This window comes from Sinomicrobium kalidii, assembly GCF_021183825.1.
Taxonomy (GTDB): Bacteria; Bacteroidota; Bacteroidia; order Flavobacteriales; family Flavobacteriaceae; genus Sinomicrobium; species Sinomicrobium kalidii.
Genome location: NZ_CP089211.1, coordinates 1,516,933 through 1,540,342, shown reverse-complemented (window position 1 = coordinate 1,540,342; position 23,410 = coordinate 1,516,933). Strand labels below are relative to the sequence as shown.

At 45.4% G+C, this 23,410-nt stretch carries 20 protein-coding genes; 16 read left to right on the top strand and 4 right to left on the bottom strand.

All coding sequences use genetic code 11. The features are described from left to right. Positions 1–2: 2 nt before the first annotated feature. The 3 genes from LS482_RS06195 (at position 3) to LS482_RS06185 (ending at position 4,406) form a co-directional block, all read left to right on the top strand. Positions 3–1,466: a SusD/RagB family nutrient-binding outer membrane lipoprotein gene (locus tag LS482_RS06195; RefSeq protein WP_233030883.1), complete on the top strand. Its 1,464-nt coding sequence runs from the start codon at positions 3–5 to the stop codon at positions 1,464–1,466. 89 nt (positions 1,467–1,555) lie between these two features. After that, a complete protein-coding gene (locus LS482_RS06190; protein ID WP_233030882.1) occupies positions 1,556–3,046 on the top strand; it encodes a calcineurin-like phosphoesterase C-terminal domain-containing protein in 1,491 nt (496 codons plus the stop codon). Between the two features lie 25 nt (positions 3,047–3,071). Beyond that, the gene (locus LS482_RS06185; RefSeq protein ID WP_233030881.1) at positions 3,072–4,406 is read left to right on the top strand and encodes a hypothetical protein; all 1,335 of its coding nucleotides are present in this window, start codon (positions 3,072–3,074) and stop codon (positions 4,404–4,406) included. A gap of 382 nt (positions 4,407–4,788) precedes the next feature. Here LS482_RS06185 and LS482_RS06180 read toward each other — a convergent pair whose 3' ends face one another. Next, entirely contained in the window at positions 4,789–7,959 is a 3,171-nt protein-coding gene (locus LS482_RS06180) for a cytochrome c biogenesis protein (protein ID WP_233030880.1), read from the bottom strand. 183 nt (positions 7,960–8,142) lie between these two features. Beyond that, positions 8,143–8,649: a DUF456 domain-containing protein gene (locus tag LS482_RS06175; RefSeq protein WP_233031802.1), complete on the bottom strand. Its 507-nt coding sequence runs from the start codon at positions 8,647–8,649 to the stop codon at positions 8,143–8,145. Between the two features lie 163 nt (positions 8,650–8,812). On the opposite strand from LS482_RS06175, the gene LS482_RS06170 reads away from it, so the two are divergent. The 6 genes from LS482_RS06170 (at position 8,813) to hemW (ending at position 14,604) form a co-directional block, all read left to right on the top strand. Beyond that, on the top strand, positions 8,813–9,181 hold the full coding sequence (locus tag LS482_RS06170) for a BlaI/MecI/CopY family transcriptional regulator (RefSeq protein WP_233030879.1): 369 nt from the start codon (positions 8,813–8,815) through the stop codon (positions 9,179–9,181). Next, positions 9,178–10,875 (top strand): M56 family metallopeptidase, encoded by a 1,698-nt coding sequence (locus tag LS482_RS06165; RefSeq protein ID WP_233030878.1) that lies wholly within the window; start codon positions 9,178–9,180, stop codon positions 10,873–10,875. The genes LS482_RS06170 and LS482_RS06165 overlap by 4 nt, the downstream gene beginning before the upstream one ends. Before the next feature lie 42 nt (positions 10,876–10,917). Further along, entirely contained in the window at positions 10,918–12,087 is a 1,170-nt protein-coding gene (locus LS482_RS06160; protein WP_233030877.1) for a tetratricopeptide repeat protein, read from the top strand. 188 nt (positions 12,088–12,275) lie between these two features. Continuing rightward, positions 12,276–12,839, top strand: coding sequence for a hypothetical protein (locus tag LS482_RS06155; protein ID WP_233030876.1), 564 nt, complete (start codon positions 12,276–12,278; stop codon positions 12,837–12,839). Between the two features lie 54 nt (positions 12,840–12,893). Beyond that, positions 12,894–13,448, top strand: coding sequence for a crossover junction endodeoxyribonuclease RuvC (gene ruvC / locus LS482_RS06150; protein WP_233030875.1), 555 nt, complete (start codon positions 12,894–12,896; stop codon positions 13,446–13,448). Positions 13,449–13,476: 28 nt separating this feature from the next. Further along, entirely contained in the window at positions 13,477–14,604 is a 1,128-nt protein-coding gene (hemW, locus tag LS482_RS06145; RefSeq protein WP_233030874.1) for a radical SAM family heme chaperone HemW, read from the top strand. Here hemW and LS482_RS06140 read toward each other — a convergent pair. Continuing rightward, positions 14,601–15,560, bottom strand: coding sequence for a M20/M25/M40 family metallo-hydrolase (locus tag LS482_RS06140; protein WP_233030873.1), 960 nt, complete (start codon positions 15,558–15,560; stop codon positions 14,601–14,603). The two genes, hemW and LS482_RS06140, sit on opposite strands and share 4 nt — an antisense overlap. Positions 15,561–15,684: 124 nt before the next feature. Here LS482_RS06140 and LS482_RS06135 point away from each other — a divergent pair, with 124 nt between their 5' ends. The 4 genes from LS482_RS06135 (at position 15,685) to LS482_RS06120 (ending at position 17,910) form a co-directional block, all read left to right on the top strand. Beyond that, the gene (locus tag LS482_RS06135; protein ID WP_233030872.1) at positions 15,685–16,431 is read left to right on the top strand and encodes a cyclase family protein; all 747 of its coding nucleotides are present in this window, start codon (positions 15,685–15,687) and stop codon (positions 16,429–16,431) included. 1 nt (position 16,432) lies between these two features. Further along, positions 16,433–16,786, top strand: a complete 354-nt coding sequence (locus tag LS482_RS06130) for a DUF4260 domain-containing protein (protein WP_233030871.1) — start codon at positions 16,433–16,435, stop codon at positions 16,784–16,786. Positions 16,787–16,797: 11 nt separating this feature from the next. Then, positions 16,798–17,439: a DUF4230 domain-containing protein gene (locus LS482_RS06125; RefSeq protein ID WP_233030870.1), complete on the top strand. Its 642-nt coding sequence runs from the start codon at positions 16,798–16,800 to the stop codon at positions 17,437–17,439. A 102-nt stretch (positions 17,440–17,541) separates the two neighbouring features. Continuing rightward, positions 17,542–17,910, top strand: a complete 369-nt coding sequence (locus LS482_RS06120; RefSeq protein WP_233030869.1) for an MmcQ/YjbR family DNA-binding protein — start codon at positions 17,542–17,544, stop codon at positions 17,908–17,910. Here LS482_RS06120 and LS482_RS06115 read toward each other — a convergent pair. Further along, positions 17,896–18,744 carry an AraC family transcriptional regulator gene (locus tag LS482_RS06115; protein ID WP_233030868.1) on the bottom strand — a complete coding sequence of 283 codons (849 nt, stop codon included), beginning with the start codon at positions 18,742–18,744 and terminating at the stop codon, positions 17,896–17,898. The two genes, LS482_RS06120 and LS482_RS06115, sit on opposite strands and share 15 nt — an antisense overlap. 202 nt (positions 18,745–18,946) lie before the next feature. Between LS482_RS06115 and LS482_RS06110 the strand changes: the two genes are divergently transcribed. From LS482_RS06110 to LS482_RS06100, 3 genes are all read left to right on the top strand, one after another. After that, on the top strand, positions 18,947–19,861 hold the full coding sequence (locus LS482_RS06110; protein WP_233030867.1) for a dihydrodipicolinate synthase family protein: 915 nt from the start codon (positions 18,947–18,949) through the stop codon (positions 19,859–19,861). A gap of 86 nt (positions 19,862–19,947) precedes the next feature. Then, positions 19,948–21,531 carry an aldehyde dehydrogenase (NADP(+)) gene (locus LS482_RS06105; RefSeq protein ID WP_233030866.1) on the top strand — a complete coding sequence of 528 codons (1,584 nt, stop codon included), beginning with the start codon at positions 19,948–19,950 and terminating at the stop codon, positions 21,529–21,531. A 17-nt stretch (positions 21,532–21,548) separates the two neighbouring features. Then, entirely contained in the window at positions 21,549–23,288 is a 1,740-nt protein-coding gene (locus LS482_RS06100; RefSeq protein WP_233030865.1) for a DUF885 domain-containing protein, read from the top strand. Positions 23,289–23,410 lie beyond the last annotated feature (122 nt).

Below are 23,410 nucleotides of genomic sequence, written 5' to 3'. Positions count from 1 at the left end.
CTATGAGAATTTACAACATATTAAGGCTGTTTGGTCTGTTGCTTTTGATCAACGCATGTACGGGCGATTTCGAAGAAACCAACACACACCCGAATAACCTCCAGGATATTACCCCGGGAAGTACCTTAAACCCGGTGATCTACGGGCTGGCAAGACGGAATGCATTGCAGATGCGTACTGTTACTTCCCCGCTGATGCAGGTATTCTCCAGGACGGACGACCTGATCAATTCGCCCTTCCTGTACGACTTTGACCCGAATATCGGAAACAGTACCTGGGGAGATTACTACAAATGGCTGAACAATATCCGTGAAATGGAAATGGCTGCTGTCCGGGAAGAAATGCCGAATTACGAAGCCATTGCGCTGACGCTGAAAGCCTATGCCTTTTCCGTGCTGACCGATTGTTTCGGTGATGTACCGGCAGATATGGCACTGCTGGCTGAAGAAGGCACCTGGTATCCGGAATTTATGCCCCAACAGGAAATATACGAAATGTTGTTAGACGATCTCGAAAGAGCAAATTCGCTCTATAACGATGAAGAGATGATTTATGTGGAAGACATCCTTTATCACAATGATGTGAATAAGTGGAAGAAATTCACCAATTCACTTCATATGAGGCTTTTACTCCGGATCTCCGGCCGGGACACAGATGCCTTCTCCCGTTTGACCGCTATTGTAAATAATCCGGCGGAATACCCGGTTTTCGAAAGCAATGATGACGGTGCCGTTTTACAGATAGATGGCGTGCCTCCCTTACTGTCTCCCTGGGATCGTCCGCAGGATTTTAATACATTTAGGTCGTGCAGTGAGTTTTTTATAGACAACCTTAGGGATTTTGAAGACCCGCGCCTCGAAGTATTTGCCACAGTGGCGAGGGGACTGGACGATGAGAATTACGGCTATATCGGCCAGCCGGTAGATTTTATCGAAAAACCGCTTCCCGATAGTATAGCCACGGCATCCGGAATTCAGCAAAGCCTGGCAAGGGAACCGATGATAGTACCGGTTTTAAGCTACGCCGAGGTTGAATTTATAAAGGCTGAACTTGCACAACGCGGCTATATTAACGATGCCGAAGCGCATTATAAAAACGGAGTGACCGCAGCCATAGAAATGTGGGGACTGGAAATGCCCGTAGAACAAAACGATGCCGGTGAGGTAATAGACCCGGAAGTGTACTTTAAAAATGAACATACGGAGTATAACGGTACATTGCAACGTATCCTTCTGCAGAAATATTACGCGTTGTTCTTTACAGATTATCAGGCTTGGTTTGAACAACGCCGTACGGGCTTCCCGGAATTACCGGTAAGCAGTTCCATGTTAAACGGAGGCGAAATGCCTGTCCGGTTTTATTATCCAATTAATGAAGCAGACAGGAACAACGAGAACTATAAAGCTGCTGTAGAACGCATGGGCGGTGATGAGATCAATGTCAGGGTTTGGTGGGACGTGGACTAAAATGTGAAATTTCAGATACGGTGCAGGCATTGTCCTGCACCTCTTCATACCCATATTAAAAACACAGAAATCCAAAAAACAGCACAGTTATGCAAAACAGAAGAGATTTTCTCAAAAAGATGGGACTGGCCACCGGGGGAATTTCCGCCCTGGGCTTTTTTCCCGCCGGAGCGTATGCCAATTTTTTAGACCCTGGCCTCTATAAACCCGTAAAGGTTAAAGGGAGGGTAACTTCCCGAAACAAGGGTGTCGCCAGGGTTGCTGTTACCGACGGAATCAGCGTAGTACAGACCGATGCCGATGGCCGTTTCGAGTTTACCAGCAATAACAGCAGGGATTTTGTTTATATCAGCCTGCCTTCCGGATATGTCATAGACCGGCTGGAAAACGGTTCGGCCAATTACTTTAAGGTACTGGATAAAGGCAGGGAAGCTCAGGATTTTCACTTCCCGATAAAAGTGCTCGAACAATCCGATGAAGATCACCACTTTCTCGTCCTGGCCGATACGCAGATACAAAACGAATACGAAGCCGATCAGTTGCTCACAGTGGCCACGCCGGACCTGGTAAAAACCGTAAAGGATATCAATGACCCCAATACCTTTGGTATAGGCTGCGGTGACCTCGTTTTTGACAACCTGCCGTTGTTTAAGGACTACAACGCCATGGTAAAGCAAATGGATATCCCTTTCTTCCAGGTAATCGGTAACCACGATATGGATCTGGGAGGGCGTAGTGACGAAACGACTACAGGAACGTTCAACGGCCATTTCGGCCCTACTTATTATTCCTTCAACCGGGGAGAAGTACACTATGTGGTACTGGACGATGTGTTTTTTATAGGAAGGAATAAAAAATACATCGGTTACATTACCGAAGAACAGCTCGCCTGGCTGGAAAAAGACCTGAGTTTCGTTGAGCCGGGTACTACGGTGGTGGTTTCCCTGCATATACCTACCTACACCGGTTCGGTAAAGCGCTATCCGGATCAGGATCACATCGGAGGTATTGTGAACAACAGGAAGCATCTCTACAAACTCCTCGAACCCTTTACGGCGCATATCATGTCGGGGCACACACACTTTAACGATAATATGAAACTCGGCGATAAGCTGTACGAACATTGTCACGGTACCGTATGCGGTGCCTGGTGGAGCGGTCCGATTTGCCATGACGGTACACCTGCCGGATATGGAATATACAAGGTGAACGGCTCCGATATCTCCTGGCAATACAAATCTACCGGACTGGACAAAGACCACCAGTTCCGGGTCTATGAAAAAGGAGAGCACCCCGATCATCCCGAACGGTGGGCAGCTAACGTGTGGAACTGGGACCCCGACTGGAAGGTGATGTGGTATGAGAACGGTATCCGAAAAGGCAAACTGGAAAGGGTAACGGCCAGGGATCCCCTGAGCATAAAACTGCACGAAGGCCCCGAACTCCCCGAAAGGAGAAAATGGGTGGAACCCCAGCTTACCGACCACATGTTCTTTTTTGACCCGGATACTTCGGCTTCAAATATCGTAGTGGAGGTAACCGACAGGTTCGGGAATGTATTTAAAGAAACCGTAAAATAGCAGATCACACTAAAAACAGATAAACATGAAACCTACTTGCTTATTCATTAAAGCCCGGTACCAGTTGCGGGTGGCCCGGTTACTGGTTTTAAAACCGGCAACCGGCAACTGTTTCCCATTAGTAATTACCGCCTTTTTTGCCCTGCTGACCTTTTCGTGTTCCGACCAGGATGTTTCGGAAACGGAGGAAGTTACACTGAATGAAGTGTATTCCGTAAGTGCTCCCACGAACGACGTAACGTTTTCCTATACTGATGAAAGCAGTTTTGTATCGGGATTATCTTCTTACGGGTTTAAAACACCCGTACAGCTCAATCTTAACCGAACGGCTTCCAAAAGCGGATATACTTCGGTGTATGGATTTAACATTCCTTCGGATCGCCAGGTTACCGGGTTCAAGTGGAACAGCGGCGACCAGCAGACCGAAGACTGGAGGCCGCAGGGCATTACCGGTTTTGAATGGGGCGGGAGAAAATTCCTGCTCACCACATGGTATGGCGTAGGGCCCTCGCAAATACCGGGAGTGGAAAACAAACACAAGGGAGTGCGGGTATCGCTCGTGGATATTACCGATATGAACAATATCAGGTACCGACACATTTTACTGGTACAGGACAAGGACAATCGTTTTTATAAGGAGTCCGACAAATACACACAGTATGGTGAATTCGGCCCGGTACGCATCCATGCCGGGGGAGTAGCCTACCGCAATCAGAAGATCTACGTGGCGTCCACCGGACTCGGAATACGGGTTTTTGACCTGAACAAGATCGTGGAAGTCTCCGGAGACAGTTCAAAGAGTAAGCTGGGGAAAGAGTCGGATGGTACGCTCCGGGCGTTTAATTACAGGTATATTTTGCCGCAAACCGGGTTTTACGATATCAATGGGGCCTCTCCTTATTCCTGTATAGCATTGGGTGAAGGCACATCTTCCGAGAAGCGTTTCTGGACGGGGCAGTATATTACATCATCCGATGGGAGAATCCCCAAAGTTTATGGTTTTCCTGTCGATTCCCAGGGAAACATAACACAAAGCCCGTTGCCCGAAGTCATAGAACCCAAAGATAACGCTACCGGAAACAACGGTCCGGTCTATAACATGCAGGGCGTTTACAGAAAAGGAACCACAACCCTGATGGCTGTTACGGGCAAAAGTAAATACCAGGGTTCTACCGCAAGGCTTGTACGCTATTACGACGGCGCGTCCAATGGTGCCAGGTATCGGTGGCCACACGGAGCAGAGGACCTCTATTATGAAGAAAACACGGGATACCTCTGGAACCTGACCGAATATGAAACATCAAAATACGGCAGTGACAACCGTTGTGTATTTGCCGTAAGGTATTCCGATTACGATTGATTTAGTTTTTATATTTTCTGTGTTTTTTGAATAGCCCCGGAGGTGCCCGTAAAAGTACTTTCGGGGCTTTTTCAGCCGGAATTTTCAGTAACGGACACTAAAAAGTATAAGGATTTAAAGGCCTTAAATCAATATTACCAAGTAGGTGATGAGGCTAAAAAAGAGGCTGTCGAAAGGACTTTTAATATTGATTTTGAAATGTTGAAAAAGGTCAAAAGTTCCGCCCTATCCAATTAATGGAGAAAAAATAATTGTGGATAATATTAAATCTGATTATGGATGGAATCAATATACTAATAAAGAAGTAATTGTACACCCAATTCCTGCAAATCACCATACCGTTTTAATAACTAAGTAACTTCCTTTTCCTGACAGGAAGATTTCACGCTGGCTTTTTATAAATCGCCCGATATCTCCAATAACTGATGCTGCCAAGAATTAATAATCCAAAGACAATATATTTCACATAATCCGGGGTAATGGCTGCAGAACCCGATTGCGCGTAGCTATGAAGGCCAACCAGGTAGAAATTAACACCAAAATAGGTCATCATAACACTACCGTAGGCCGCTACACTCATAAAATTGTAAATCCATCTTCCCTTTAGGCCAGGTACCAATCGCATATGTAGTATAAAAGCATAGACCATGATGGAAACCAATGCCCAGGTTTCTTTGGGGTCCCATCCCCAATAACGTCCCCAACTCTCATTGGCCCATTGCCCTCCCAAAAAGTTACCAATGGTGAGCATCACCAAACCTACTGTTAGGGCCAGTTCATTGATAATGGTCAACTCCTTCAGGTTAATTTCCATTTGCCTTTTGTTCTTTTTGGTCGTCAGAATAATAAGAATCAATGAAACCACACCCAAGATCATGCTTACTGTGAAAGGGCCATAACTGCCTACAATTATCGGTACATGAATCATCACCCAATAACTATCCAAAACGGGCACCAGATTAGCAATAGCAGGATCTACCCAACTTTGGTGCCCGATCCAAAGCAGCATTGAAGCAACAAAAGCACTTGCGGCCAGGGTTAAGTCACTTTTTCTGGCAAAAAGTAATCCCATACCCAATGTAGCCCAGGAAACATACAGAATACTTTCATAAGCATTACTCCAAGGGGCATGGCCCGAAATGTACCAACGTAATACCAAGCCTGCGGTATGCCAAATAAAAAATAAAATAATCATCCCCTTTAAGAAGTAGGTTGAGGCCCTCCAGATTTTCCCGTCCTTAAAAATCCTGAAAATGAGAATTAAGAACAACAGCCCCCCTACCATCATATAGTATTGATACAGACGATTGAAGATATCCAGCTTATTGTAAATGATTTCGGTTTTTATCTTTTTCTTAGATAGCATTACTTCTGAACCATGATTTCTTTGGTTCTGTTTAAAGGCTTCCAGCAGTTTATTGGATTCTGAATAATCTCCTGTAGCAATAGCATTCCGTAAAGTATTGACGTAATGTGGAAGGCTATTCGTCATAAAATTGGCATACAGGGAATCTTGCGCCGGATATTGACCGGAACGGAATTCCACGGCAGAAATCCATTTGTTGTTCTCATCGTTCAACAACGGAAATATTTTCAATATGCTTCCGCTCAATGCCATTTCCAACAAGGAGAGACGTTCATGAACCTTGATAAAGTCTTTTTGGAATTCATTGGGATTGGTCGTAGAGCTAGCTTCGTTCAAGTAAGGCTTTAATTTATACATACCTGTAGCATCGAACAAATCAACCGGCTTAATGTATTTTTTCGTTTTTTCCACTCCCAATACCTGACGAATACTATCATTTTGCCATTTACCAACTTTGATTAATTCTGTAGTGTACCAAAGGGCCGGGTTTATCATCATGGAAAGGAATACCTGATCGGAATTCATGTTCTTGAATTTGTCCTTGCCACTGAGTTTACGCAACAACTCTGAAGTAAAAGTATGCAAAGGTTTCATCCGCCCTCCTTCATCCTGGATGACCAGTTCCCCAAATTTATCCGCATGTTCCTCACTAACGGTTGTGGCCTTGATAAGCGAATCTATTTGTTCCTGAGTGGGTAAGTTGTTATGGTTTTCCTGCGGTGCTTGCTGGGCAAATCCTTGAAAGCAACCAATCAGGAATAACATAGCTGCTGCCATTTTTGCCTTTTCCGTCTTTACTTTTTTAAGCATCTTGCCCAGGGTCCTAAACCTTGTTTTTCCGTAGAACATAATGCCCAGCAAACCTATATAGAGCAGGGTGTAACCGATATAGGTGATCCAGGTACCGTAAAAATCGTGATTTACGGAAAGTACCGTCCCTTTTTCGTCGGGGTCGAACTGGGCCTGGAAGAAACGGTAGCCCTTGTGGTCCAGGATATGGTTCATATAAATATCGTAATCAAACGGCTTGTCGTCATTTACTGTAACCTTACTCATAAAGGAAGAATAACCTGTTTCTGTTCCGGGATATTTTTCGGCTATAAAATCATTTAGTTTAATACTGAAGGGCAGTTCTATTTCAACAGACCCGAAAGACAGGTGAAAATCCAGCCCGCCAAGATTTACTGTTACAGGTTGACTGACTACTCCTTTTCCCCCCAGGACTTTTACCCGTTTGGTTTTCTCAGCCGTAGAAATATCCAGGATAATAGCGTCCTGCGAGGCATTTTGTTTGTCTTCGGCCTCTACCACCTCGTATCTCCCTTTTACCACCGGGTCGGGGAATACAAACTGCATATTGGCTATATGGTACAACGACCGGAGTTGCAGGGGCTGTAAACTGTCTTTTATAACTTCACCCTTGTGTTGGTCTGCCATTCGCATAAAAGTCCCTTCAAAAGGGGGATTTATGGTATATACACTGTCTTTTGTATTGATATTGATGGCGCCCTGGGTGGGTTTATTCAGGGAAAAAAGCACATTGTGAATGCTGGTCACCTCCCCGCTTTTGATGTAATGGTCGTGGCGCGTACCTCCGCCAGACTCTACGATCTTGAGATATTCCTCCCCGTTTTCATCGGGAACAAGCCCCTGCTCTGCTCCGCTAATGTATCCCACATGCGATATAGCGAACGGCTGCCCGTTAAAATCGGATTTCCATGGAAGCCCGGATTGGATGCCTTCCGGGGAAACCAGGATGTTCTCCTTCATGGATTTTCGCATAGGCTCTCCGTTAATCTCCCCGTCTATAAAAGCCGTGAGATAGGTCTTGTCTGACAGGAAGGTACTGGACGTTTTCCCCTCCCGGATGGGCATCATGCCTTCGTAACTTATATATCGCGTTACAAAAGCCCCTACAATAATCAGTATCCATGAAAGGTGTAAAATCAAAACAGGCCATTTTTTCCATTGCAGAAGGTTGTACCTGTAAATGTTCCCTAAAAAATTGATCACAAAGAAAACCATAATGGCCTCGAACCAGGTGGCATTGTAAATGTAAATACGGGCGGTTTCGATGCTGTACCAATTTTCAATAAAAGTTGCCATACCCATTGCAGTAGCAAATAGAAGAAACAAAATGGCCATTAATTTAGTGGAGAACAAGGTTTTCTTAAGTAAGTCTAGCATAAGGTCTTCGTTATCGGATTGCAAAATTACGACCTGGAGGAGACTTTTAATAATAATTAGTTTGGAATTTAATCCATAGAATTCCCCCGAGGCTCTGCCTCGGGTGTTGCTTGATTATTATATTTATAGGTATGATCGAACATATCCATAAGAGCTCCGGAACTCCCAAACCGACAATCACGACTACCCGAAAGCGAACAGTTCCATCCTGTAATCCCACATTTTAACGAGGAACATAACGAAGAAAACTACGGTCACTACCAGTTTCATGAAAGTTCCTGTTAAAAAACCGAGGAAAGAACCGAAAGCAGCCCGGAGGGCGGTTTTGCTATCCGCCTTGTTTATCATTTCCCCGATAAGTGCCCCCAGGAAAGGTCCGATAAGGATACCAAGCGGGATAGGCGCAATAATCCCCACAACAAGACCGATAGTGGTCCCCCACATTCCCGCTTTGCTCCCGCCGAACTTTTTTGTCCCCATGGCGGGTACTACATAGTCCAGTACGGTAATTACAATGGCTACCAGAAGTGTAATACCGAGAAACCACCAGCTCAGGGTAGCCGCTTTGGTAAGGTGTAATAATAAAAGCCCTACCCAGCTTATGGGAGGTCCGGGGAGTATAGGCAATATACTGCCGAGAATACCGATAAGCATGCACAAAAGGCCGAGAATCGTCAAAGCAATGTCCATATGGTCTTTCTTTATGTATACGCTAATGTAATAAAAAAACACGGGGCGGCGGGTTTTTAAATCCACGATCAAATAAATTTTTAACTAAAAAATTAGTTTAAACTAAATATTTAGTTATATTTGCGTTAATGAACTAATAACTTAGTTGAAAAGAAAATCCGAAATGAAACAATTAACCAAGGCCGAGGAAGAGGTCATGCAGATATTATGGATACTGGAAAAAGCCAATGTGGCCGCCATTATCGAAAAATTGGAAGAGCCGAAACCGGCATACAATACGGTATCTACCATTGTAAGGATACTGGAGAGCAAAGGCTTTGTGGGGCATGAAAAGGAAGGAAAAGGTTACCTGTATTATCCGTTGCTCAGGAAGTCGGAATACAGTAACCAGTCTATTACCAAACTGGTGAACAATTACTTTCAGGGTTCTTTTAAAAGCATGGTTTCCTTTTTTATGAAAAAGAACGACATCAGCATGGAAGAACTCGAAGATATATTAAAGGAAGTTAACGATAAAGACCCGGAAAAATGATACATTACCTGTTGCAAACCGTCGCATTTCAATTATTTTTTCTGATTGTTTATGATCTGTTCCTCAAAAAGGAAACCTTCTTTAACTGGAACAGGCTCTACCTGTGGGTAACCCCGGTATTGTCCTGCGTTATTCCCCTTATCAAAATAGAAAAACTGGGCAAGGTAATGCCGCAGGAATACGTCGTGGCCCTGCCCGAAGTTATTGTAGGGCCCGGAGCACAACAGGAACAGACAGTGGAGGTAACCACCGGTATCCCGGCCTGGCAGTGGGTACTGCTCGCCGGGGCAGTACTGAGTTTCATGCTGTTCCTGGTAAAGATCGGCAGGATATACTGGCTGCGATACCGGGGGAAGATCGTTAAACAACAGGTTTACGAAGAAGTGGTGCTGCCGGACAGCAATGCGGCATTTTCCTTTTTTAACAGCATTTACCTGGGTGAAGAAGTCTATAAAAAAGATCACAGTCATATCATTGCCCACGAACTGGTACATATCCGCGAAAAACATACGATAGACCTGTTGTTCTTTGAATTACTGCGTGTCCTCTTCTGGTTTAACCCGCTGATATACATCTTCCAGAGCCGTATGGCCGAACTGCATGAGTTTATTGCCGATGCCAGGAGTACAGGTCCGGACAAAAAGGAAAGCTACCGGTTTTTGCTGGAGGAAGTGTTTCAAACCGAAAAAATATCATTTGTCAATCCATTTTTTAAATCATCATTAATCAAAAAACGAATAGTTATGTTACAAAAATCAAGATCCAGAAAAATCTGGCAGTTCAAGTATCTGGTGCTGGTTCCTCTGGTACTCAGTATGTTGATGTACAGTTCCTGCGAAAACGACGAAGCCGTCGTTCCCGAACAAAACAGTTCCATATCCGAACAGGTCGAGCAGTTAAAAGCCACCATTGCCGAAAAAGAGAACCTCACCGAACAGGAAAAACAGGAGGTTATGATGCTCAGTGAAATAGTGGTTGTAGGATATGAAGTAGAATCAGCGAAACCGGAAGGAGACTATCCGAAGCTTGATCATTCAGAATCAGGAGTGGGTGTCCCCTTTGCTGTTGTCGACCAGACACCCGTATTCCCCGGATGTGAGAATGCGGCCGACCCGAGGTCGTGTTTCCGGGAAAAAATACAGAAACACATCCGCAAGCATTTCCGCTATCCGGAAGAGGCCCAGCAGCAAGGTATCCAGGGGAGGGTAGCGATAATGTTTACGATAGACAAGCAAGGAAATATTGTAGATATCAGGAAGAGAGGCCCTTCTCCCATACTGGAAAAGGAAGCGGTACGCATTATAGAAAGGCTCCCCAAAATGACCCCCGGCGAACAGAAGGGACAGCCTGTTAATGTACCTTTCTCGATCCCGATAACATTCAGGTTATCTTCGGCTTCGAACGAACAACAACATTCTGGTATAAGGGAAGATGCACAAGATAGAAAGGTGGTAGCATTTAATGATATATCCAAAAGTAACGAATATGTGTACGGATCTGTTTCGAATTACTCAAAAGGGCTGCCCGGGGCAAATGTTATGGTGAAGGGGACAGACCGGGGTACGATAACCGATTTTGACGGCAATTTTAAGATCAGGGCATCGAAAGGAGAAGTGCTAACCGTAAATTATATCGGCTTGTCTGATATGGAATTTACCGTGAATGACGAAAACAGATATAAAGTTGCTATGTAGTATAGCATTGCTGCAGTAATAGATTACCAAAAAACAAAGACAGTGAGGCTCAGAAAGAATTTTTTGCTGATTTTAGTTTTTTTGATTGTTACTTTAAGGGCCGGGGCGCAGTCCCCGGCCTTGCATGTGGCCGACAGCCTGTATGCCATGGGCAATTATACCGAAGCGATCAATGTATATGCACAATATCCTTCGGTAAACAGCAGCCTGCAGATTGCCCGCGCCTACAGTGCCTTGGGAAATTATGACAAAGCCGTCGTACAATATGGGGAATTGCTGAAAAAACACCCCGAAATGCTGCTGGCCCAAAGTGAACAGGGCAAACTCTACCTGAAAACCAAACAATATCAAAAGGCCAGAACCACTTTTATGGACCTGGTAATAAAAGACAGTCTTAATCCGGGTAACTTTTACCGGCTGGGGCGAAGTATCCGGGGCACTAAAGATGCTTTTACGGCACTGAAAGCTTTTAAGAAGGCATTTACACTTGACAATACGCACCTGAAGAGCATTTATCAGATCGGTAAATACTACCTGAAACACGGGGAAAAAGACACCGTACTGAAATATGTGAACAAGGGACTGGATTTCTATCCGAACTCCGTTGAACTCATCAATCTGAAGGCCCTGGCCCTGTTTAACAACGGAAATCACGATAAAGCGATCCCCGGGTTTGAACGGCTGGTGGAGTTGGGTGAGGAAAAAGCTTATATTTTTGAAAAGCTGGGCTATTGTTATGCAATTACAATAGAATATGAAAAAGCCATTGAAGCTTATGGCAGGGCATTGGAAATTAACGGGATAAACCCTAACCCGAAAACATTACTGGCACTGAGCAAGATATACCTCAAACTGAATAACTATGAGCCCGCGACCCGGTATGCCGAAGCCGCGATAAAAGCAAAAAAGGTCACTTTTGAAGACGAATATGAAACCCTGGCCAATGTCGCCCTGGAACAGAAAGATGTGAAAACCGGACTGGACTACCTGAAAAAAGCCAGTCGGGAAGACCCGGGAAGCGCACATTTATATTACAGGATATGCCTCGTAGCCGATAACTACTATGCCGATCCGGAATTAAAACTCCGGTATTACGAAGATTTTATCGAAAAATTCGGTAATTCCGGACAGGTCCTTATATATAAAGACTATGTAGCCAAACGAATATCGGCACTTAAAAAGGAGATGCATATGGAGGCCGATGCCGAATAGCCCTGTTTTACTCACTAAGTGAGATTTAAAACACCCTGGTGCCTGCGTTAAGATGTTTTCCGGGATTTTCCGGTTTGCGCCCCCCAAGCTTGCTCCGAACTTGTTGACGAGCAAAAAATACGGAAACCGCCATAAAATTGTTGATATTTCTCAAAAAGTCGTAATTTTCAGCATTCAACGGGTGTTTTATGCGAATAACAGGCGACTTTTTCTCTTTTGTATTCCGGTACGACTTTAAAAGAAGTGCTTTTTTGCACATAGTGTCAGGCATTGTTTTTTGTGTAATGATGTCCTCCTGCAACTGGTTCCGTAAGGAAAAAGTTGCTGCCGACGAACTCGTCCGTGACGAGATCAGGAACATCAACTGGAACGAGATCGATCAGTATCCCTTGTTTGAAAGTTGTGATGAGACGGCGGATAAAGCACAGCAAAAAACGTGTTTTGAAAATACGTTTATCCGGCACCTTTATGCGGGTATAGAAGACCAGGAAGTAGTGATGCACGGCAATGTGGACGATACGATTTATGTGAGGTTCCTTATTTCGCGTACCGGACAGGTATCTGTTGCCGAAATAGAGCAGAGGGACCAATGGGAAAAACATGTCCCCGACCTGGACAGTATTGTTCGCATAAGCCTGGATAATATGCCCGGATTACACCCGGCCTTAAAGCGGAATATCCCCGTAACCACCAAATACCGTTTGCCCATAGTACTTCAGGCTATTGCGCCTTCTTCGGGCAACACTCCCTGAAACCCGTTCTAACTTCGTACCTTTGCGGAGGAAAGCTTCCTAACGTTTTGAATTTTGACAAAAGAAAAAATAATATTGGGCATTGATCCGGGAACAACCATAATGGGATTCGGGTTGATCAAGGTAGTCAGCAAACAGATGCAGTTTATGCAATTAAACGAACTGCAATTAAAAAAGTACAGCGACCACTACCTGAAACTCAAGATGATATTTGAACGTACAATAGAGCTGATAGACACCTATCACCCCGATGAAATAGCTATTGAATCGCCTTTTTTCGGTAAAAACGTACAGTCCATGCTCAAGCTGGGAAGGGCACAGGGGGTGGCCATGGCAGCGGGGCTCTCCAGGGAAGTACCTGTGACCGAATATTCGCCCAAAAAGATAAAAATGGCCATTACCGGGAACGGAAATGCCAGTAAGGAGCAGGTGGCCGGGATGCTGCAAAACCTGCTTCATCTGAAAGAACTTCCCAAAAACCTCGATTCCACCGACGGTCTGGCGGCGGCGGTCTGCCATTTTTTTAATTCCGGGAAAACATCCGGACAAAAAGGGTACAGCGGCTGGGGTGCATTTGTAAAACAAAATGAAGGTCGCGTCAAAAAATAAAGTCCGGATAGAATTTTGAAACATACGCATGGGAGGCATATACATCCACATACCGTTCTGCAAACAGGCATGTCACTATTGCGATTTTCACTTTTCCACGTCCACCGCGAAAAAGGATGAGATGATACGCGCCTTGCAAAAGGAATTGCAACTGCGAAAAGAAGAATTCCGGGACGAGGCCGTGGAAACCATCTATTTCGGGGGCGGTACCCCTTCTCTGTTAGCAGTGGAGGAATTAGCCGAACTTATCAATACGGTTTATGCGCATTATAAAGTCGTAGAAAATCCGGAGATCACTTTAGAGGCCAATCCGGACGATCTTTCCGGAAAAAAGATCGAAGCACTGGCTGTTTCCCCGGTAAACCGGTTGAGCATCGGTATCCAGTCCTTTTTTAATACCGACCTGAAATGGATGAACCGTGCCCATAATGCGGAGGAAGCCCGGGAATGCCTGTCCGTGGCTACCCGGTATTTTGACAATATCACCATAGACCTTATTTACGGGATTCCGGGGATGGACAATATCCGCTGGCGGGAAAACCTGAAAATGGCATTGCATTATAATATTCCGCATATTTCTGCCTATGCACTTACCGTGGAACCCAAAACCGCATTGGAAAAGTTTATCCGCACGGGGAAAACCTCGGCACCGGATGAAGGGCAGGCGGGGGAACAATTTGCCATATTGGCCGAAACGCTTCAATCCGGGGGGTTTGTACACTACGAACTTTCCAATTTTGGTAAGGAAGGATACTTTTCCAGGAACAATACGGCCTACTGGCTGGGAAAAAAGTACCTGGGCATCGGCCCGTCCGCACATAGTTATGATGGCAGGGCCAGGAGCTGGAATATCGCCAATAATGCGAAGTATATCAGGGCCATCGGCAAGAAAGTATTGCCCTGTGAGACGGAGATACTGACGGGAATTGACCGTTATAATGAATATGTAATGACCGGTTTGCGCACCATTTGGGGTGTGTCTGTACACCGGGTGGAAAAGGATTTCGGGACGGTTTACCGGGATTACCTGCTGAAACAGGCCGGGAAGCACATAAAAAACGGGGCATTAAGCCTTTATGATGATGTTTTGCAGGCAACGCCCAAAGGCAAATTCCTTACCGACGGTATTGCTGCTGATCTCTTTTTTGTGAATTAATTTTTGACTTCGGTAAAAGGCAGTTTTTCCTGTTCCATTGCATTTTCTATTAGCTGTATTTCCAGGGCGATGATCTTTGCTTCGGCTTCGGCGTTGACTTTGTCGGCATCGTCCGAAGGCATGTGATAGTCCGGATGGCCGCCGGTGTGGAAAAACAGGACCGGAATTTGCTTTGCGTAAAAAGAACCGTGATCGGAGCCACCGCTTCCGGCATTATCCGTGAAGAATTTGACTCCGGCTTTTACGCCTTCAAAAATTGCCGGCCATTTACTGCTGGTACCGTATCCTCCTATTCCGATCCCCCGTTCCGGGTTGTAACGGCCTATCATATCCATGTTCAGCATAAAGTGAATGTTTTCCAGCAGGATGACCGGATGTTCCGTAAAATATCTTGAGCCCAAAAGTCCCAGTTCTTCTGCAGAAAAGGCGATAAACAGAAAATTGTACGCTTCGGTTTCCCCGTTACCGGAAAAATAACGGGCCAGTTCCAGCAGACCTGCAACTCCTGATGCGTTGTCGTCCGCACCGTTGTGAATGAGCCCTTCGGGTTGCGGGTGTTTGGAACTGCCCTGTTTCCCCGTGCCCAGGTGATCGTAATGCGCACCTATAACAATAGTGTAGGGAGCACCGTTATCCAGAAAACCGATAATGTTATTGGCCTTTCGTATGCTGTCCTTAACGACCACTTTTTTCACCTTTGCAGTAAAGGGCTGTTTGAATTTCCGGGTTCCTGCCGGGGTGAGTCCGTATTTTTTGAACCGGCGCTCGATATACCGGGCCGCTTTTTTCAGTCCCCTGCTGCCTGTGCCACGCCCTTTCATTTTGTCTGCGGCGAGGAAATTCACATGCTGCTGTATGATGGTCGCATCCGGATGTACGTCCTGGGCAAACACAGGGATACAGATAAAAAGTAAAAGAAAAAGAGAACAGGTCAGGACTATTTTACGCATGGTCATCAGGATACAATTTTACGGAAGAGTAAAACTATAGGTTTTGGCGGTAACCGGCAAAAAAATATCCCTTTTGGGGTGTGTTAAGGATATTCTCTCGTCAATTCCCGCATTATACCTAAATTGCAATATGCAAACTACAATACACTATCAGGATAAAATATATAAGGCAAACCTGAGTCAACCTCTGGACATTTCCATCCCTTTACGCGCATCGGAAGACAATCCCGTGGCGTGGTATCTCGGAGCGCCGGAAATTACGCCCGTTCGGTCGGGCGACTGGACGGGAAGTGTGGCTTCGGGAGCTTCGACCAATTTCAATAATATCCGATTCAATCCCCATGCACATGGTACGCACACCGAATGTGCGGGGCATATTACCAGGGAGTTTTACAATGTCAATGACGTATTGCAACAGTTTTTCTTTATGGCAGAAGTGATCTCCGTACAACCGGAATCCCAGGGGGAAGATCTGGTAATTTCCAAAAAACAGCTAGTGCATCTATTGAATGGAAAAACTCCCGAAGCAGTGATCATCCGTACATTGCCCAACGATAGGAGCAAACTAACCAGAAAATATTCGCATACCAATCCTCCCTATCTGGAGGAAGCGGTTACCGTTTATCTCCGGGAATCGGGGATAAAACATCTTTTGACAGACCTTCCGTCGGTAGACAGGGAAAAGGATGAAGGAAAATTATTGGCACACAAAGCTTTCTGGGATGTAGATGGCCGGATAAGGCTGGATGCGACCATTACGGAATTTATTTTTGTCCCGGATTCGGTAGCAGATGGAACATATTTGTTAAATTTACAGATAGCATCTTTTGTGAATGATGCTTCCCCCAGTAAACCTGTGCTCTATAAAGTATGGTAGTATGAAACGAACATTACAGTTAGAAGAACTTCTAATGCTGGCCCTGGGCATTTTCCTTTTCAGCGGGCTGGATTATTCCTGGTGGTGGTTTGCCGGCCTGTTTTTTGCGCCCGATATCGGTATGGTCGGATATATTTGGAACACCAGAACAGGAGCGGTAACCTACAATATTTTTCATCATAAAGGTATTGCCATAGTCATATATTTGCTCGGTTTTTTTGTACATGCGGAACTAATGCAGATGATCGGGACTATACTGTTTGCACATTCCAGCTTTGACCGTATGCTGGGATACGGACTGAAATACGGGGATTCTTTTAAACATACGCATCTGGGAACCATAGGAAAGGAGTAATTAAAGCTGATATGAACGACGTTATTACTTTATTGATAGGCCTTGTACTGGGCGTTATAGTTACATACTGGTTGTATACCTATCTCAAAAGAAGGCAAAACAGGCAGCTCACGCAGAAACAATCAGTGGTCTTACTGGAAAAGATAAGGAGGGTGTGCAAACTGGTAACCGTAGAAGGCGATTTTGCCGAAATATACCATTATGAAAATACCCGGGAACGTTTTTTAAGCCTTGTTTCCAGCAGGAAAAAGGCGCTGATAATCATCAATGCCAAAGTGCATGTAGGGTTTGACCTCCGAAAAGTGAAAATGCGTGCCGACAACCAGAAAAAACGGATTGTTCTCACTGATTTCCCGCAGCCACAGGTGTTGTCCATCGAACCCGACCTGAAATATTACGATGTGAAAAACGGACTGTTCAACAGGTTTGCCTCGACGGACCTTACGGAACTGAACAAGGAAGCAAAGCAGCACATTCTCGACAAAATTCCCGAGAGCGGCCTGATGGAAACTGCCCGGAAGGAAGTTCTGGAAGCCGTTTTACTGATAGAAACCATTGTGCAGACAATAGGGTGGAAGCTGGACTATTCCGCCCTCGAAATAAAAGAAGTTGATAAAGAGTTGATTGAGGACGGTGAGGAGGATAGAGAATAGATTATCGGCCTATTTAAGAGAGAAAGGATTGTTTGTAACAGGCAAAGTAAATAACCTTTCTCAGTAACCGGGCAACCCAATAACTCAATAACCAGATAAACTATGAACATAGACGAACTGAGAAATTATTGCCTGAACAAAAAAGGGGCTACCGAAGATGCCCCTTTCGGGGAGGACACTATTGTTTTTAAAGTTATGGGAAAGATGTTTGCACTTACTTCATTAAACAAGTGGGAGGCAGGCGACCGTTCCGTAAACCTGAAATGCGATCCGGAACGCCTTAACGAATTAAGAGCGGAATACGACAGTATCCAACCCGGCTACCACATGAACAAAAGGCACTGGAATACGGTAGATATAGGGAATGGTGAGTTGCCCCCGGAACTCATACGGGAGCTTATCGATCATTCCTATGACCTGGTGGTAAAAGGGCTCACCAAAAGGCAGCAAGAGAATTTAACGTCCCTGTAACTTGCGGTATTGCGAAGGGGTGGTCCCCTTGATCTCCTTGAATTTCCGGTTAAAATTTGAAATATTCTGAAACCCGCAGCGGTCGGAAATGTCGGCTATGGAGAGTTCCCTGTTTTTCAGGAGGAGTTTACAGGCGTTCTCTACCCGGACCTCGATAAGGAACTGGAAAAATGTCTTATTGGTTCGTTGTTTAAAATACCTGCAAAAGGCATTTTTACTCATGCTGGCAATATCGGCAGCAGTATCCAGGGTGATTACCCCGTCGTAATTCTGCATGACATATTCGAACAGGTCGCCCATACGCTTCCCTTCGTTTTCCGTGTAGTTTTTTTGATAGATGAAAGTAGACAAAGTTTGTTTTTTCGTTTTGGACAGCAGGCGTAAAATATCGAGAAATAACTGAAACCGCTTGTACTTATTGGCTTTTTTCAGTTTCAGAAACCGGTTTTTTAAGGCCGTTTTTTTCGTGCGGACCTTAAATCCGTATTCCGAATACCGGAAAAATTCTTCGAGAATACCGAATTCCGGAAGGTGAAAAAAGTCCTTTCCGAAGGAAGCCGTTGTAAAAAACAGGGTGATCATAAAAGAATACCGGTCCGCGGAATTATCACTTTTAAACACGTGAGGGAGGTTTTCACCAATAACCAGAACATCGCCGGGCTTGTACTGATTAATACTGTCCCCCACAATTAAACTGCCTTCTCCCGATACAATAAGGCTTACCTGTATCTCCTCGTGCTGATGTAGTTTATCGTAAAATACCTTCTCGAAGTCTTCCTGGTAGATCAGGGATTCTTCCTTGGTTTTGGGAATTTTAAAAGGTAATACTCGCATCTATATTTGTATTCGACAATAAAAAAATGACTCCTTAATAAAGGAATGAATGGTCAAAATACGCAAATATTACTCAAATGCTGATTGTTTTTATTCGAAATAGTTAATATAGTATCAATAATTGCTAATTCTGGATTATTTCGTGCTTATAGAAGCCCTTACTTTTGAACCACATAATGTTATTTTTTTAAAAACGATCAGAATGGCTATACAATGGAAAGGTGTTATGCCTGCCGTAACAACCAAGTTTACAGAAGACGATAAACTGGACCTGAAAAATTTTGAAGTCAATATCAATGCCCAGCTCGAAGCAGGGGTAAGCGGTATCATCCTGGGAGGAACGCTCGGTGAAGCCAGTACGCTTAGCGATGAGGAAAAGGGAGAACTTATCCGTACTACCGTGGATATTGCAAAAGGGCGGGTCCCTGTGATTGTGAATATCGCCGAACAGGTGACCAGAAAAGCAATAGAAGTAGCCCATAAAGCAGAAAAGGACGGTGCCGAAGGATTAATGGTATTGCCTCCCATGCGCTATAAGGCGACGGACAGGGAGACCGTGACCTATTTCAGCGAAATAGCGAAAAGCACTTCCCTTCCCATTATGATATACAATAACCCGGTAGATTACAAGATCGAAGTTACGCTTGATATGTTTGAGGAGCTGCTGAAGCTGGACAACATCCAGGCGGTAAAGGAATCTACCCGGGATGTGACCAATGTTACCCGGATCATCAACCGTTTTGGAGACCGGTTAAAGGTACTCAGCGGGGTAGACCCCCTGGCATTGGAAAGCCTGATCGCAGGGGCCGATGGCTGGGTAGCCGGGCTGGTAGACGCGTTTCCTCGCGAAACCGTTGCTATATACAAACTGGCCAAGGCCGGAAAAATAGAGGAAGCCTACAGGATATACCGCTGGTTTACCCCATTGCTTGAGCTCGACCTGAGTCCGCAACTGGTACAAAATATCAAACTGGCCGAAGTCGCTACGGGAATAGGTACTGAAAAGGTACGCGCACCGAGGTTACCCCTGGAAGGAGAAGAACGCGAACACGTATTGCAGGTCATAGAAGACAGCCTGAAGACCAGGCCGGTTCTTCCTGACTACAAAAATTTGTAACTTTATGTTGAGGCACACAACCGTGTGGCCCCGAACGAGGCAAAACTTGTACAGTATCAAACAGTAAAATCAAAAAATCATTGAAAATGATAACAGGAAAAAATTACATAGGATACGGTCAGTCATCAACATCCGATATAACTTACAAAACGTTTAACCCGGAACTGAACACGGAAAATCCCTGGGTTTTCCATGAGGCCTCAGCGGAAGAGATCGACGAAGCGGTCCGTTTGGCATCACGGGCTTTTGAAAGTTACAGGGATATTTCCGGAAAGCGGAAAGCAGAATTTTTAAATGCCATTGCCGACGAAATGGAAGCCCTTGGCGAACCGCTCCTGGAAACCTATATGCAGGAGTCCGGCTTACCGAGAGGAAGGGCTGAAGGGGAAAGAGGGAGAACACTGTTTCAACTTCGCACCTTTGCCGAACTGGTTGCTGAAGGCTCCTGGACAGAGGCCACTATCGACACGGGCATTCTCGACCGAAAACCCGCTCCGAAGCCTGATCTCCGGAAAATGTTGATCCCGCTCGGTGCTGTAGTGGTATTCGGTTCCAGCAATTTCCCTTTTGCGTATTCTACGGCAGGGGGAGATACGGCCAGCGCATTGGCAGCGGGTTGTCCGGTTATTGTAAAAAGTCACCCCATGCATTCCGGTACAGGTGAACTGGTGGCTTCGGCAATAGTGAAGGCAGCAGAAAAAACCGGAATGCCCGAAGGTGTGTTTTCCAACCTGAACAGCAGTGGTGTGGAAGTAGGGACCAAACTCGTGCAGCATCCCGGGGTAAAAGCCGTAGGTTTTACAGGGAGCATAAAAGGGGGCAGGGCACTGTTTGACCTGGCCGCAAAGCGCGAAGAGCCCATACCCGTATTTGCCGAAATGGGAAGTATAAACCCGGTGGTGGCCTTACCTTCAGCATTGAAGGAAAAAGCCGGGTTTTGGGCAGAGCAGTATGCCGGTTCCATTATGCTCGGAACGGGGCAATTCTGTACCAGCCCGGGATTGATCATCGGTATAAAAGGGGCAGAACTGAGGGAGTTTACACAAACACTCGGAGAAAAAATAACGGCGATCGCCCCTACCTGTATGCTTCATCCTAACATTCACGGAGCATTTAACAGGCTGAAAGAAGAAGTCTCAGGGCAGCCGGAAGTATGTGTGGTGGCAGAATATGAGAAAACGGTGAAAACAAATTATGCACAACAGGAAATTATTACTGTTGAAGGCAAAACATTCCTGGAAAACAATACCCTGCACAAGGAAGTGTTCGGTCCTTTTTCTGTAGTGATCCAATGTGAAGATAAGGAAGAGATGACCACCGTTATCAAAAACCTCGAAGGGCAGCTTACGGGAACCATACTCGGCGAAGAAGAAGAGTTAAGGGAAAACGGTAGTGTAGTGGAAGCATTGCAGAACCGTGTGGGCAGAATGATCTGTAATGGTGTCCCTACAGGAGTGGAAGTATGTCCGTCCATGCAACACGGCGGCCCTTACCCGGCCTCGACAGACAGCAGGTTTACGGCAGTAGGAATACATTCCATAAAACGATGGGCAAGACCATTCTCTTATCAGGACTGGCCCGGTAATCTGTTGCCCGATGAATTAAAGAACGACAATCCTTTGGGAATTTTACGCATGGTCAACAGAGAAAAAACCACGGCAGGTCTGTAAACCGCAATTATAAGTTTATGATAAAAAGAATTTTGCCGGGACTGCTATGTCAGTTATTCCTTTCCGGAATAATTTTTCCTGTCGCCGGACAGGAAGAAGACGCTTCCGGCCAACTGGCCGATATCATAAGGGAAGTAGAAGATTTTAAACCTGTTGACCGGGAACAGTATCCTCTGGGTAGGTACACCGCAGAGCTTTATGAGCAAAAAGCCGCGTTTGCCAGGAAAGAAATGGAAAAGCTGGACGCACTGAATACCCGAAAACTTTCGGAAACCGAAAAAATATCGTTGCAACTGCTTCGCTTTACCCTGAAGGAAGATGCAGATCGGTATGAATTTGAGGCTTACCTGAATCCCATATTGTCCGATGCAGGATTTCACAATAACCTTACTTACCGGGTACATCCGTTAAACAATGCCGAGGCAGTGAAGAAATATCTCGAAGTGCTCAGGGCCATCCCTCAGTTTGTGGACGACCATATTGCGTTACTTCGCGAAGGGCTTAAAAAAGGGATTTCACAGCCGCAGGTGATCTTAAAAGGATATGAAAAAACCTATGAAGATCATATCGTAGCGAACCCAGAAGACAGTTTTTACTATTCGCCTTTCAAAAACCTGCCCGAACGGTTTTCGGAAGCAAAGAAAGATTCTATCGCAAAGGTGGCTAAAAAAGTGGTATCTGAATATGTCACCCCGCAGTTTAAAAGGATCAAACGTTTTTTTGAGGAAGAGTATTATCCCGGGACCCGGACCACGATAGGGGTCTCGGAAATTCCGAACGGGATGGCCTATTACGATAACCGGATACGTTATTACACCACATTGTCGCTCACTGCAGACGAAATTCATCAGAAAGGTCTGAAAGAAGTGTCACGGATCAGAAAAGAAATGCAGCAGATTATCGATGAGGTGGACTTTGAAGGCACTTTTGATGAGTTTCTGACCTGGTTGCGGACGGAAGATCGGTTTTATGCCGAAACCCCGGAAGCATTGCTCAGGGAAGCGCGGAATATAGCCAAGAAAATAGATGCACAACTCCCCCGGTTTTTCAAGACTTTACCCCGGAAGCCCTATGGAGTGGCCCCCGTACCCGATGCCATAGCTCCCAAATATACGGGGGGCAGGTATGTAGGAGCTTCTTCCGATACCGAACCCGGTTATTATTGGGTGAATACGTATAACCTTGACAGCAGACCGCTGTATGTACTCCCCGCACTTACGGCACATGAAGCGGTGCCCGGGCATCATTTGCAGATATCCCTCAACAATGAAATGGGAGACAGTATTCCGGAATTCAGAAAAGACCTTTACCTGTCGGCCTACGGAGAAGGGTGGGCGCTTTATACGGAATACCTGGCGAAGGAAATGGGGATATACACAACACCTTATGAAGATTTCGGGAGGCTTACCTATGAAATGTGGCGTGCCTGCCGTTTGGTAGTAGATACCGGATTGCATGCCAAAGGATGGACAAGGGAAGAAGCGGTGGATTTTCTGAAGAAAAATACCGCGCTCTCCATTCATGAGATCAATACGGAAGTGGATCGCTATATTTCCTGGCCCGGTCAGGCCCTGTCTTATAAGATCGGGGAATTAAAGATCCGGGAACTTCGGAAAATGGCGAGAGAAGCACTTGGAGAAGACTTTGATATCCGTGAATTCCATGAAATTGTCCTGGAGCAGGGCACGGTAACATTACCTATCCTGGAACAACGGATAAAAGCCTATATAAAACAAAAATCTGACGATCATAAATAAAGTAGACCGGTCGTCACTGCGAGCATGGCGTGGCAGTCTCCCGGCGGATTTTCGCATGTCTTTGGGGTATGGTGCCTACCCTAAGGGATTGCAATATTGCCTCCTCCGGTCGGCTCTTCGCA